Annotated in this window: 15 protein-coding genes; 7 read left to right on the top strand and 8 right to left on the bottom strand. The window is 58.3% G+C overall.

What is annotated here, in order from left to right; genetic code table 11:
* Both CQ002_RS25335 and CQ002_RS25330 read left to right on the top strand, forming a co-directional pair.
* A partial coding sequence (locus CQ002_RS25335) for an RHS repeat-associated core domain-containing protein (RefSeq protein WP_146117483.1) occupies positions 1-585 on the top strand: 585 nt, incomplete at its 5' end.
* Position 586: 1 nt separating this feature from the next.
* Positions 587-970, top strand: coding sequence for a hypothetical protein (locus CQ002_RS25330; RefSeq protein WP_105162051.1), 384 nt, complete (start codon positions 587-589; stop codon positions 968-970).
* Between the two features lie 891 nt (positions 971-1861).
* On the opposite strand, the gene CQ002_RS25325 is transcribed toward CQ002_RS25330, so the two are convergent.
* A complete protein-coding gene (locus tag CQ002_RS25325) occupies positions 1862-2299 on the bottom strand; it encodes a DUF3995 domain-containing protein (RefSeq protein WP_034104435.1) in 438 nt (145 codons plus the stop codon).
* A 93-nt stretch (positions 2300-2392) separates the two neighbouring features.
* On the opposite strand from CQ002_RS25325, the gene CQ002_RS25320 reads away from it, so the two are divergent.
* Positions 2393-2782, top strand: a complete 390-nt coding sequence (locus CQ002_RS25320; protein WP_105162050.1) for a DUF2946 domain-containing protein — start codon at positions 2393-2395, stop codon at positions 2780-2782.
* Positions 2783-2877: 95 nt separating this feature from the next.
* Complete coding sequence (locus CQ002_RS25315) at positions 2878-5004, top strand: TonB-dependent siderophore receptor (protein WP_105162049.1); 2127 nt, start codon at positions 2878-2880, stop codon at positions 5002-5004.
* Between the two features lie 77 nt (positions 5005-5081).
* Here the strand turns inward: CQ002_RS25315 and CQ002_RS25310 are convergent, their stop codons facing one another.
* Both CQ002_RS25310 and CQ002_RS25305 read right to left on the bottom strand, forming a co-directional pair.
* Entirely contained in the window at positions 5082-6098 is a 1017-nt protein-coding gene (locus tag CQ002_RS25310) for an ABC transporter substrate-binding protein (RefSeq protein ID WP_105162048.1), read from the bottom strand.
* 133 nt (positions 6099-6231) lie between these two features.
* Positions 6232-6681, bottom strand: a complete 450-nt coding sequence (locus CQ002_RS25305; protein ID WP_052211095.1) for a hypothetical protein — start codon at positions 6679-6681, stop codon at positions 6232-6234.
* Between the two features lie 417 nt (positions 6682-7098).
* Between CQ002_RS25305 and CQ002_RS25300 the strand changes: the two genes are divergently transcribed.
* The 3 genes from CQ002_RS25300 to CQ002_RS25290 all read left to right on the top strand — a co-directional run bounded on the left by CQ002_RS25300 (position 7099) and on the right by CQ002_RS25290 (position 8021).
* Entirely contained in the window at positions 7099-7374 is a 276-nt protein-coding gene (locus tag CQ002_RS25300) for a hypothetical protein (protein ID WP_234010422.1), read from the top strand.
* A 110-nt stretch (positions 7375-7484) separates the two neighbouring features.
* The gene (locus tag CQ002_RS25295) at positions 7485-7715 is read left to right on the top strand and encodes a hypothetical protein (RefSeq protein WP_034104424.1); all 231 of its coding nucleotides are present in this window, start codon (positions 7485-7487) and stop codon (positions 7713-7715) included.
* A 69-nt stretch (positions 7716-7784) separates the two neighbouring features.
* Positions 7785-8021: a DUF2789 domain-containing protein gene (locus tag CQ002_RS25290; protein WP_028615869.1), complete on the top strand. Its 237-nt coding sequence runs from the start codon at positions 7785-7787 to the stop codon at positions 8019-8021.
* A gap of 7 nt (positions 8022-8028) precedes the next feature.
* Here the strand turns inward: CQ002_RS25290 and CQ002_RS25285 are convergent, their stop codons facing one another.
* From CQ002_RS25285 to CQ002_RS25265, 5 genes are all read right to left on the bottom strand, one after another.
* Positions 8029-8232 (bottom strand): hypothetical protein, encoded by a 204-nt coding sequence (locus tag CQ002_RS25285; protein ID WP_034104418.1) that lies wholly within the window; start codon positions 8230-8232, stop codon positions 8029-8031.
* Positions 8233-8348: 116 nt separating this feature from the next.
* Entirely contained in the window at positions 8349-9581 is a 1233-nt protein-coding gene (locus CQ002_RS25280; RefSeq protein ID WP_371919473.1) for a methyl-accepting chemotaxis protein, read from the bottom strand.
* Positions 9582-10127: 546 nt separating this feature from the next.
* Complete coding sequence (locus CQ002_RS25275) at positions 10128-10532, bottom strand: TraR/DksA C4-type zinc finger protein (protein ID WP_010564800.1); 405 nt, start codon at positions 10530-10532, stop codon at positions 10128-10130.
* 381 nt (positions 10533-10913) lie between these two features.
* Positions 10914-11936 carry an ABC transporter permease gene (locus tag CQ002_RS25270; RefSeq protein WP_016975559.1) on the bottom strand — a complete coding sequence of 341 codons (1023 nt, stop codon included), beginning with the start codon at positions 11934-11936 and terminating at the stop codon, positions 10914-10916.
* Between the two features lie 26 nt (positions 11937-11962).
* Entirely contained in the window at positions 11963-13516 is a 1554-nt protein-coding gene (locus CQ002_RS25265) for a sugar ABC transporter ATP-binding protein (RefSeq protein ID WP_034104409.1), read from the bottom strand.
* Positions 13517-13560 lie beyond the last annotated feature (44 nt).

Below are 13560 nucleotides of genomic sequence, written 5' to 3'. Positions count from 1 at the left end.
GGCCAATATTTCGATCAAGAAAGCGGGCTGCACTACAACCGCCATCGCTACTACAATCCGGATGTTGGTCGTTACCTGACGCCGGACCCGGTGAAGTTGGCGGGTGGGATCAATGCTTACCAGTACGTGCCCAATCCTATGGGATGGGTTGATCCGCTAGGATTGAGCCCCTGTCCAGGTGGCGACAAGTGCAAGCCGACTAGCGATGCAGAAGATTTAGGAACGAAGGCAAACGCCAATGATGGGGAGCCATTTCTCCCAATGCCCTCAAATATCCCGCCTAAAATGGGATATCACATCGAAACCTACGCCAATAAACCCGTCAAACCCCAAGAAACCGTGCGAAAGTGGGATGAATTCCTAGGGCCAGGTCCTCACACCAACACCAACCCACGAACCGGAACACCCGATCGTGACAGGATAGTCTCTAGTGACGCTAAAAGAAGCATCCGTTACGGCTCGCACGAAATGAACAGCAAACCAAGCAGACATCACTATCATGAGGAGACTTGGACTCTTGAGCTTAAAACCAACACCATGAATGTGGACAACACCGTCGTTAGAGTTCCACTACCGAAGAAGTGAAATGAAAATACGAATTACCGAAGTAATATCCACTGCAGACACTTTATTAGTCAGCTTTCGCTCATCCATCGGAAGTGGCACCGCGTCATGGCTAGGGGTCCCTCCCAACATCGGTGATGATCAGGATGTAGAGCTCGACTTGGATGAAATTTTTTCTTGGGGGATAAACGTTACGCCATCCTTCGATACGACTTCACAGATCACCCATGTAAACGGCACTTATCAAATAACAGCTGAATTGATTGAAGTGACGGACGAGGACTGCGCCGTGTTAAAACTTGGTGATTCAATACTCCTTATTGAACTCGATGGACCAATCATTCATGAATCCGGTTACGTCGACGTGCGAGCAACCAGAGTCATCTTACACCCAACATATATTTAGTCCCTGCCCGCGAGATACCATTGAAAAGTAAAGCCTAGGGCCCAGGCACGTGCAGCTCAATGGCCACCCACACCAACTCCACACATATCAATGTGTGCCCCATAAGAAAAATGGCCCGCACTTCACATTTGAAGGAAACGGAAAACCCGTGATCCTATTACCATCCTCCTTGAATAGCTCTTAGAGCACAATGAATAACGACACCACTACCAACGCCATCAAATCTCGCATCAACCAATATTGAGAAAGCTCAGAAAATAGCAATCTATGAAACAATAGAGAAAGAAGTCCCATTACTCATTGTTCGAGCGACGGCGACCTGCTTTGCAAGCTACTGCCCATACGAAACCGACGTGGAAAGCTTCTACGAGCTGAACCAACTTTAAATCTAGCCGACCATCTTGATATACAAAAAGCCATTCGACCGAAACCAATTCCGAGCGTAAGAATGATAGTTTCTCTTACGACCCACATGGCTTGTTGAACAATAAACCCTTTAAAACCTTACCTCATTTAGTTATGCGGGCAATGACTAAGACTACCCCGACCAAAACGAGAATTTCGCAATAGTAACAGTCGAAAGAATTGATATAACTTTCTTGCAAAAGAGATGCCCCAGCGCAGACACATGCTCACCGACAGAAAAATCGCCCCAGACGGGCAACGCTAGCACGGTGCAAATCCCTCTTTTAGAAATGCTGATCTCGAAATATTTAAGCCCCGTAAGACAGTAACGGCGTTATTGAGCGACCCTTGGGTAGGGTAAAGGGGCTATGTCATTCCAAGAAGATTTCGCAGCGATGCACTGTCAACGATGACGTAACCTAGGGATTGCGCGGTACTGCATTCAACCTTTGATAATGAATGTCCTGCTTAACGAGCAATCAGCCCTCACCCCCACGCCACCACCAACAACCCCACCCCCAACACCAGACACAACGGCGAATAAAAATACGTATCCAACCTCGCAAATCTCGACCCACCTACCTTCTTGAAGAACCCCACCAATTCCGAATCCCCAATCGCCCTGGCAAACATCAGCACGGCAATCGCGCTGATTCCCCATTGCAACGCCCCATGGGACACTGCCGAGAAGTACAACCCGGCCCGCAGGCACACCAGCAGCGCAATGGCCACCAGCCCCATTGCCACGAGGAAGGTCCCCAGCGCGGAGGGTTTGAACGCGGGCCTTGGGCCGCTGGCGAATTCGCCGGGCAGTTGGGGGATGGCAGCAAGGCTGCCGAGTTTGCCGCCGGCGGCCCAATACAGGTGGACCATGCTGATGCAGGTAAAAACGCCGACAATCCATCGTGCGACAACGAAGCTCATGGCTGGCTCTCCCTGAAAAGGTGCGGATCAGGATAGTCGCCCTGAGATTTTTTGCAGGCATTTCGTCGGCGGCTGATGGTAAAGTGCCGCCCCATGAAACTTGCCCGTGCCGACCGCTCGCTCATTGCCTGGATGCTCTACAGCTGCGTCCTGTTCAATGTGTTCGCCTGCAGTATCGGACATGGGCAGATGGTCGGCATGCAGCTCAATGGCATCGGCGGTCAGTTTTGTACGGTGGACCCGCGCACCCAGGCGCCCAAGCCGTCCAATTCCACTGAAGAGAACCTGCCCACGCTGTCCAAGGCATTTGGTTGCCCGCTGTGTTCCACGGGTGGCACGGGCCCGGCGCTGAGTTCCAGCCTGAATGTGGCGGTGTTGCCGCAACCCCACGCCCCACCACCCGCCATTGTCCTGGCTGCCGACATCCCTGCCCGCTTCACCTGGCCCACGGCGCACCCGCGCGCTCCGCCTGCCTTCGCCTGATCCCTGCGCTTTCCGATCTGCACTGAGCACCGTTTCCGCAAGGAAGTACGGGCGGCTGTGCGTTGTTTTCAAGCCAAGTTTTTCAGGATTCAACCATGAAACATCTACCCCTGTTGGCGGGCGCGTTCGTCTGCCTGCCTGTCTGCGCCTGGGCCCTTGAGTTAGCCCCGACAACCATTGATGGCGACCAAGCGGCCGAACCCGGCCTGACCCTGGACCAATCCAGCGGCATGGCGTCGCGATTGGGCCTGAGCGTGCGGGAAACCCCCGCGTCGGTGGCCATCGCCAATCGCAATGACATCGAGCGCCACGGTGCCAAGACCTTCCGCGATGCGGCCAATACCCTGCCCGGGGTCAACGCCAGCGCACCGCCAGGGTTTGGCGGGTTTGTCTCCTACCGTGGCTTTACGAGCAGCCAGATCACCCAGATGTTCAACGGTATCAACGTCGCCACTGGCCTGGCTCGGCCAGTGGATGCATGGATCTATGACCGGGTGGAATTGGTGGGCGGCCCCTCCTCCCTGATCAACGGTGCAGGTTCGGTGGGCGGTTCGCTCAACTACGTGACCAAGCTGGCCACCCGCGAGGAACAGGCTGCCGAAGGCCAACTCACCTATGGCAGCTATGACACCGCTGGCATGGCCTTCGGTGTCAATCATGCCCTGACTGAACCTGGCGCCGACGTGCAGCATTACGCACGCCTGGATGTAAGCCGCAACACCAACCACAGCTACATCGACCGCGACCAGCGCGAGGCGTGGAGCCTGGCGTTTTCCCTGCTCAGTGACCTTACACCGAACCTGTCCCACACCCTGGCGCTGGAGTACCATGACGAGCATGAAGACAGTCCCTACTGGGGCACGCCGGTGCTCAACCCCAAGGCGGGCGAACTGAAGATCGACAAGCACAACCGCTTCAACAACTACAACGTCGCCGACGGCCGCTACGAGCAACGGACGATCTGGGCGCGCTCGATCATTGACTACCGAATCAACGACAGCACCACGCTGAAAAACACCCTCTACCACCTCGACAGCCAGCGCGATTACCGCAACCTGGAAACCTACCAATACAACGCCGACAACAGCGCAGTGAACCGCTCGACGGCCTACCAAGTGCGCCATCAGGGCGAGCAGAACGGCAACCAGTTCGAGCTGCGCCATGACGACAGCCTCTTTGGCCTGTCGACCACCTGGTCCGGCGGTTTCGAATACAAGGTCAACAGCACCACCAACACCCCGCTGAATGTGCCAGGCAACAGCACGGTGGATCCAGGCAACTTCGACCCCGGGCACTTCTACGACATCCCTCGAACCCGGGAAAGCTTCAGCAAGGACAAGACCAGCGAAGTCACCACCAAGGCCTTGTTCGTGGAAAACCGCCTGGGCCTCACGGATAAACTCTCGCTGCTCACCGGCCTGCGGTATGACGCCATCGACCTGGACGTGACCAACCACCGCGTCGTCACGGCCACCAACCCACGCCACTTCAAGCGCAGCTGGGAACCGGTGACCGGCCGCGTGGGCCTGACCTATCAGTTCATCCCGTCGGCCAATGTGTATGTGCAGTACAGCACCGCCGCCGAGCAACCGAATACCACCACGCAAGTGTTTGATGTCTCGACGGGCAAACAGTGGGAAGTGGGCAGCAAGTTTGATTACCTGGACGGCCGTGGCTCCGCCACCGTTGCCGCCTACAAGATCGAGCGCAAGGACTTTGCCGTCACTGACCCGCAAGACCCGACCAACAGCATCCCGGTCGGCGCGCAGTCATCCAGGGGTATCGAGTTGGCCAGTTCGTTGCGCATCACGCCAAGGCTGTTGGCAGAAGGTAACTTCGCCTGGGTCGACGCCGAATACGAAGACTTCAATGAGAAAATCGCCAGTGGCGCGGTGGTCTCGCGCAAGGGCAATACACCGACCAATGTGCCCAAGCGCGTGGGCAACCTGTGGCTGACGTATGATTTCGCCGAGGACTGGCAAGGTGGGGTCGATGCGCGGTATGTGGCCGAGGTGTATGCGGACAATGCCAACACCCAGACGGTGCCGGCCTACACGCTGTTCGGGACGTTCCTGCGCTACAAGGTGGACTCGCACACCTCGGTGACGGGCCGGGTGCGCAACTTGACGAATGAGGTGTATGCCGAGTTTGCTCACGTATCGCCGGCGTATTACCTGGGCTCGCCACGCACCTTTGAGGTAGCGGTACAAACCCGGTTCTGACATTCAAATACACCTTCCTGTGGGAGCTGGATTGCCTGCTCCCACAGGGAGGACCCGACTGGCAGTGAGATCAGTGCCTAATTCAGGCTGGCTTCAACCTTCTGCGCCACGTCATCGGTTAACCAAGCCTTCCACACGTCCGGATGCTCCTTGAGAAACGCTTGGGCCACCTCACGTGGCGCGGTGTGATTTTCGCTCATGGTCGCCAAGGCTTTATTCAACGGTTCAATGGGAAACTCGACCTTCTCAAAGAACTGGGCAATCTGCGGATGTTCCTTCTGGAACGGCGCAGAGACGCCAATACTCAACTTGGACGCCAACGACCGTGTCGGCTTCGGATCAGGATTATCCGCGTCCGTCAGGGTTTTCCAGGCCTCGGCGTCAAACGGCGGCTCTTCCAACTGGATGAGTTTGTAGCGCCCCATCAGGGGCGTCGGCGACCAGTAGTAGAACAACACCGGTTTGCCTCGGCGGATCGACGAGGCGATCTCGGCATCCAGTGCCGCACCCGAGCCGCTGCGAAAGTTCACGTAGTCGCCGTCCAAGCCATACGCCTTGAGCTTTTGCTTGTTGACGACTTCCGAGGTCCAGCCGATGGGGCTGTTGAGGAAGCGTCCCTTGCCCGGGGATTCCGGGTCCTTGAACACGTCTTTATAACGCGCCAGGTCCTTCACGCTCTTGAGTTCGGGTGCCAGAGGCTTGATGCCTTTGGCGGGGTCACCCTTGACCACGTATTCCGGCACCCACCAGCCTTCGGTCGCGCCCTTGACCGTATCGCCCAGGCCCACCACCTTGCCTTCGGCCTCGGCCTTGACCCACACCGGGCTGCGGCCGGCCCACTCTTCACCGATGACCTGGATGTCGTTCTTCGCCAGGGCGGTTTCCAGCGTGATGGTCGTGCCTGGCAAGGTATCGGTAGGCAGGTCGTAGCCCTTCTCGACAATGACCCGCAGCACTTCGGTGATCAGGCTGCCGCTTTCCCAGTTCAGGTCGGCAAAATGTACCGGTGCCTCGGCGGCGGTAGCCGGCAACGTCGCCACCGAAAGCCCCAGGGTCGCCAGGGACGCAGCCAACAGTGTTCTCAATCCTTTCATGCCTTCGCACCTCGCGATATCGCAGCCAATGTCGGACGGCTTTGCTGCGTATGCGCGAAGCCTCTGAATAGTTAAGTCAACTCAACTGTAGTAGAGGTTCCGGGAGATAGCGGGTGTTCGCGTTTTTTGCTGATTACTCACTGGCCTTGAATGTTACCAGCTCACCCTTGCGCCATTTGGCGGCCTTGCCGGTGACGGCCTTGAGGGTTTTGGTCAAGCCTTCCTGCAGTTGCTCATTGGCGGCGAACACCAGCATTACGCTGTGGCCTTCCTTGAACACAATGCCCTGGCCTTCGGTCGAGGAGACGAAGGCATAGTCGCCCAGGCCATACACGGTCAACTTGATGTCGCGAAACTTCAATTCGAACTTGCCGCCTTCTCGGCTAGGCAACACCGCCGCGCGGAAGTGGTCGCCGACTTTAAGCTCCAGCCGGGGCTTGTCATCCACCACCAGGGCCGCTTCGGTGTCGATTTCTGCGATGTAGATGCCTTCCGGCGTCTGCTCGGTAATGTAAACGAAACGGGATTGAAACTGTTTGACTAACTTTGCGCGCAAATCACCCAGCACGAACAACGCGTGCATATCCAGATTACTGACTGCCAAGGAAACGCCCCCACTTCGAAAAGAGCGCCGTCCGCCAGAGCGGGCAGCACAAAAAAACGGCCATCACGGCACGATCACACAACGCATTCTTGAAAAAAACTGAAGACAATCCCGCTGTCGCGCCAAAAGACTAGTACAGCCATACGCGATGGACCTTGTGCAAGGTCATCAGGCACTACAGGAGATCACAGGTTCAACGGCGCGAGAATACGGGCCGACCAACTTCAGAGAATAACCCAATTAAAAATGCAGTTTCCGACACGCAAACACAAATAGACACGCTGTCATGGAACCGAGCGCTGGCCGCCGACGACAATACTAAAACAGCAGCGCGGATCAAAACCAGCCAAAACGCTGCAACCCCATCACATCCGGATCGATCAAAAGGAGCAGGCCTTGCAACGATCACCCTACCGCGCGATGTCTTCGCTGCCCCACCCCGCCTGTCAGGACGAAGCCCAATACTACCGCCTGAATGGCGTTGAGGGGTACTCGGATTCAGTCCTTTATCAAGTCGTACCGGCCGGCAGGAACTTCTACCACATACGCGAAGTGCTCAGTGGCCGAATAAAAGGCTTTCGTAGCGACCCTGTCAAGGCCTGCGAACTGGCCAAGAAACTTGAAGCCCTGTTGTACCCCACCCATGGAGCAATCGTTTCGTCTGCCGGATAACTTAACTGCGCCGCCGACCCGCAACAACTGCCATACTGGCCCGTCCACTGAAGTTTGTGCCCTGCGGGCCAAGTTTCACCAGTGCAGTTATCTCCAAGGGAAGGCTCTACGTGACGGAATTTGATATCGGCGAATTTTTCATCCATGGCGACGCAAGGGAAGTAGACGGTGAATTCCAAGCAGTGATCGTAATGCGGGCCAAGCCACCGCTGACCACGGTGACCACACATCAGGTGGAAAAAGACCGTTGGTTCAAAACCGTAGACGCCGCTGCCATCGCAGCGAAGGACGCCGCCAAGGCATTGAAGTCCGCCGTGGATGCCGGAGCCCTGAATTCCTGACAATCCGATAGAACTCTCCTGCGCCACAACCCTCCCATGCATAACGACCCCACCTGCATGGAGAACGATATGGATGCGCCAATTCCTACCCTCGAAACCCTGTTTGAACAATTGGGCCTGGATTCAACCCCGGACGCCATCGACGCCTTTATCGTCGCCCACCCCTTGCCTGAAGATGTGAAGCTGATCGACGCCCCCTTCTGGTCCGCGCAACAAGCGAGCTTTCTCAAGGAAGAACTGCGCGATGACGCCGAATGGGCGATTGCCGTGGATGAGTTGAACCAACGTCTGCATCAAGCGAACTGAGCCAACCTCAATGCAGGCTGTCTGACTGTTCCAGGCGCAACAAGGCTTGCCAGGCAGCCCTGCACTCCTCTGCCTCATCGCGACTGGCGAACGCCGTGCCGCGCTGCTCACCGTTGAGCAACACCACCCAGCACGCCTTCTGACCCAGCGCACGCAGGGTTGGGGGTACGCCACTGCCAATCATCACGGCAACATCGACTTTGTTTTGCATGGAGCTTCTCCGCAGCATTAGTTAGCTGGCTAACAATGTTGGCCATGCTACGGTTTTACTCCCGTCGGAAAAAGCTATCCCCGGAATAGCTTCATTGCATAAATAGCAATAATCCCCTAGCGCACGCCTTTGGCAGCCTCTGGCTTATAGCCCAGCCGCAGGCCACCCCAATGCCGACCCTTGACCATGATCGGCACCGACAGGTCGTGCATCAACTCCCCGGTGTCGCGTGTGTAGGTTTGCAGCAACACCGCCTGTTGATGGCTACCACAGCGGATCCCCGTACGGTCTTCGAACTTGCGTTTGGTCCGATTCTGCACGGCATCCACCTGCGCATCGCCGGTCAATGCCTGGGAAAACGCCTTGTTGTGAGTCGGCACATACCCTTGGGGCGTGCAGGCAATTGCGAACACCAGCCCTTCATGCCGTGACAACAGCGCCTCCTGGATCGCCGGCAGCACCTGGTCGGTGTAGCCGTCAAAGCGAGTGTGGTACTTGCTCGGGTGGGTATTGGCGATAGGCGTATAGCTGCGGTCGAAGAGGTCATCCAGGCTGATGCGGTTCTGCTGCACATCGGCTTCGAATTGCGCGGCAATCCGGCTCGCACCTTCACGGGCCAAGTCATAGATACGCTGGTGATAGTCATCCAGCCCGACTTCCGCCAGGCGTTCGCTGATGGTTTCGGCCTGGCCCTCCATCTGCACGGCGGCGTCGGCGAGCTGGCGGGTTTGCTGGTCGCTGACGGCCAGGTCACTGCGCATCTGTTCCACGGCATGGAACAGGCTGTCGAGCTGGGTGCGGTTGGTGTCGGTGCCTTGGGCGATTGCATTGACCTGGCCTTCCACATCCGCAGCCAGGCTGGCGATACTGTGCAACTGCTCGCCGGCATGCTCCACCTGCTCGACACCGGTGTGCAGGTCGGCCGAGAGCTGGCGAATCTGCTCCACCACCTGGGCGGTGCGCTGCTGAATGTCCGCCACCATCACCCCAACTTCATCGGTGGCCGTGGCCGTACGGCCCGCCAACCCACGCACTTCATCCGCGACCACGGCAAACCCGCGCCCATGCTCACCGGCACGCGCCGCTTCAATGGCCGCGTTGAGTGCCAGCAGGTTGGTCTGGCTGGCGATCGACTGGATCACCAGCGTCACCCGCTGGATTTCCTCGCTGCGCTGGCTCAACGCTTCGATCAGTTCGCGGCTGGCATTGGCGCGCTGGCTGAGCTGGTGCATGCGGGTGATCGATTGGGCCAGCACGTCGCGGCCTTCGGTGCTGCGCTGATGGGCCTGGCTGGCCGCTTGCAAAGCCTCACGGCTGAGTTGAGAAGTGATCTTTTCGGTGCCGATCATCACTTCGGCACTGCTGACAATCTGCTTGGCGGCGCTCAACTGCGACTGCAACCTGGCCGCCAGTTGCTTGACCGAATAGGCCACGCCGGCTGCGGACAAGGCGTTATGGCTGGTGGTATAGGACAGGTCGCGAGTCAACTCGCCAATGCCATCGACGGCGTCGAAAGCGGCAATGACAGGTGTGCGATTTTTCAAGCGAGGCAGCCAGATCACCAGCAAGGCCAGTGGCAGGCAGAGGTACAACGGCAGGCTGGCAAACGCCAGGCCCAGCAGGACCAGCACCAGGGCGGCGCTCTGCAGAAGCGGCGTAAGCCAGCCGGGCAGCCCGCGCACCACCGGCTGCGGTGGCACTGCTGCGCCCATCAGAGATCCGTCTCCAGCCATCTTCGTTACCCCACTGCTTGTCGTTATTGTCACTGCATTAAACGCCACTATCGGGCCATTATCCATGGGCCTTTAGTGGGGTGACTTGCAGTAGATCAATACACCGGGGTGTAACGGGTCTTTCCCTGGGGAGCCGCGTGGCAGCCCCCCAGCTTCACCGCATCAGGCTTGGCGCTGGTGCTTGTCGATCTGCTCGTGGCGCTCTTGCGCTTCGATGCAGTACTTGGTGGTCGGGCTGATCAGCAGGCGCTTGAGGCCAATAGGCTCGCCGCTGTCATCGCACCAGCCAAAGGAATCTTCCTTGATGCGCTCCAGGGCGCGCTCAAGTTGCGGCAGCATGCGCTGGTCGCGGTCGATGGCATTCACCAGCCAGGTACGCTCTTCTTCCACGGAAGCGGCGTCAGCCGGGTCGGCCGGGGTATCCAGGCTTTCAATGGCGATGCGGTTCTGTTCAATGCGCTCGTGGTGTTCCACTTTCATGTCTTGCAGCAACTGCTCGAAAAAAGCGTGCTGTTCGGCATTCATGTAGTCATCCGCCGGCATGGCCAGCAACTTTTCCTTTGTCATTGATTTCTCTATAAAAAATACGTGCATTAAGGCGAATAAGGGAGCGTTCCGGAAGGCCTGTGCAGGTCTCGGAAAGGCGCCGTCCATTTCAAGCGCCACCCGGCACTCAATTTACGAGGGGCGGCAGTCTAAGGCCGACTTGAGGGCTCAGCAACTGAAATGACAGGCATTTTTCCCAGATAACCCCCAAAAGCACCAGGACGGGCTCGGCGAATGGTCATCGGAGTGCGTTTATAGCAAGAAATTCAGTGTTGTGGAGCTATATAGGAGACAAACGGTTGAATGCAACAGCCAGCTTGCCGGCGATGCGGATCCTTCGGTCCGTTCAGGAGGACCTTGTGGATGCCATCGCCGGCAAGCCGGCACCTGCAGGAAGACGCTTCAGCGCTTGAGCTTGCGCTTGTTGCGGTACTGATCGATGACAACCGCCACCACGATGATCAGGCCCTTGATGATGTCCTGGATGTACGCGTCCACCCCGACGAAGGTAAACCCGCTGGCCATCACCCCGAGGATCAGCGCGCCGATCACAGTGCCGGTAATGCGCCCTACCCCGCCCGCCAGGCTGGTACCGCCGATCACCGCCGCGGCAATCGCATCCAGCTCATAGGACATGCCCATGCCAGCCTGGCCGGTGGCGGCGCGTGCCGAGGCGACCACGCCCGCCAGGCCCGCGAGCAAGCCCGCGATGCTGTAGACAATGATCAAGTGGCGCTTGACGTTGATCCCCGAGGTGCGCGCCGCCTGCATGTTGCCGCCGATGGCGTAGGTGTACTTGCCGTACTTGGTATAGCGCAGGGCAATGTGGAAGATGACCGCCACCACCAGGAAAATGATCACCGGCATCGCGCCATGGCCGATGGCCGTGTACGAGTCCGACAGCATGCTCACCGGCTGGCCTTCGGTGTAGTAACGCGCCAGGCCACGGGCGGACACCATCATGCCCAACGTCGCAATAAACGGCGGGATGCCGGTGACAGCGATGATGCTGCCATTGATCGCGCCCGCCAGCAGCCCCACGCCAAGCCCCATCGCCACCGGGATCCAAACGGGCAAGTCGGTCAGGCTGGGGAACACCGCCCGGGAAAAATCGGAGGTTTGCGCCAAGCTGGCGGCAATCATCGCCGACAGTGCCAGCACCGAGCCGGAGGACAGGTCGATACCGGTGGTGATGATCACCTGGGTCACGCCAATGGCGAGCAGACCGATGATCGACACCTGCAGGATCATCAGCACCAGGCGCTGGGAATTCATCAGGAAACTCTGGTCACGCACGATCCAGCCGAACAATTCAAACACCAGGCCGATACCGATCAGCACCAGGAAGATACTCAGTTCGGTGGGCATGCGTCGACGACTCTTGGTTGGCACCGTCGCGGGTTTGTTATCCGTTATTGCGTTCATAGCCAATCACCTTTTTATTCTGTACGTCAGTGGACTGCGGTCATCCCGGAGGCCAACTGCATGACTTTTTCCTGGGTCGCATCGCTGCGGTCCAGGGTGCCCATCAGTTCGCCCTCGTGCATCACCATGACGCGGTCGCTCATGCCCAGCACTTCAGGCAACTCGGAGGAAATCATGATCACCGCCATGCCTTCGCTGGCCAGGAACGAGATCAAGCGATAGATCTCGGCCTTGGCGCCCACGTCGATGCCTCGTGTGGGTTCATCGAGGATCAGCAGGCGCGGGTTGGTCATCAGCCAGCGTGCCAGCAACGCCTTCTGCTGGTTACCGCCGGACAAGGTGTCGATGCACTGTTCAAGGGACGGGGTTTTCACCCGCAGCTTCTTGCACATGTCCTCGCACAGGGCGCGCAGGGCTTTCTGCTGGATAAAGCCGTTGTCCGAGTAATGCGGCAGCACGGCCATTTCCATGTTTTCCAAGACCGACAGGCACGGGAACAGGCCGCTGAGCTTGCGGTCCTCGGTGAGCAGGGCGAAGCCCTTCTCGATGGCCATGTGCGGGTCACTGATGCGCACCGCTTTGCCGTCCAGTTCAATCTGCCCGCCATCGCTTGGGGTGATGCCGAAAATGGTTTCTGCCACGTTGGTGCGGCCCGAGCCCATCAAGCCGGCGATGCCAAGGATTTCGCCGGCATGCAGGTCGAAGGAGACCCCCTTGAAGACACCGTCCAGGCGCAGGTCGCGGACCGACAGCAGCAGGTCGCCGATGGGCGTCTCGCGCACCGGGAACAGCTGGCTCAGCTCACGGCCGACCATCATCGAGATCAGGCTGTCGCTGTTCATGCTGTCGGCGCGTTGCAGGCCGATGTAGTGACCGTCGCGGAACACCGCCACTTCATCGGCGATGGCGAACACTTCGTTCATTTTATGCGTGATGTAGACGATGCCTTTGCCCTGGGACTTGAGGTCGGCAATGATCGAAAACAGGTGGGCTACCTCCTTCTCGGTAATCGCCGATGTCGGTTCATCCATGATCAGGATGTCGGAATCGTAGGACACGGCCTTGGCAATCTCGACCATCTGCCGCTCGGCGATGCTCAAGTTGCCCACGTGTTCCTCGGGGTCCAGGTTGATACGCAGGCGTGCCAGCAACTCAGCTGTGCAGCGATGCATTTCGCGGTGGTTGACCATGTGCAGGCTGTTGAGCTGCTCGCGGCCGATCCAGATATTCTCGGCGATGCTCATATGGGGCATCAGGTTGAGTTCCTGGTGGATCATCGCGATCCCGGCCTTCTGGGCCGCCAGGGGTGTTTCAAACACGATTGGCTTGCCGCGCAGGCGAATTTCCCCGGCGTCAGGCTGGTAGATGCCGGCGATGATTTTCATCAACGTCGATTTGCCCGCGCCGTTCTCGCCCATCAGCGCCAGCACCGTGCCGGGGCGCACCCGCAGTTGCACGTCGGCCAGGGCCACGACGCCGGGAAAGCCTTTGCTGATGTTGACGATTTCCAGCAGGTAGGGTTCGTCCAGCGGCACCGACTGGATACCGGGGGGCTGCGACACAGCGGCTTGAGCGAGCATAGCGAGGTACTCCATCGGCAAGGCGGGCACGACCGCCCTGCCGG

The organism is Pseudomonas sp. MYb13 (genome assembly GCF_002980075.1).
Classification (GTDB): Bacteria; Pseudomonadota; Gammaproteobacteria; order Pseudomonadales; family Pseudomonadaceae; genus Aquipseudomonas; species Aquipseudomonas lurida.
The sequence above is the reverse complement of the archived record's forward strand: the minus strand, read 5'-3'. Positions and strand labels throughout refer to the sequence as shown.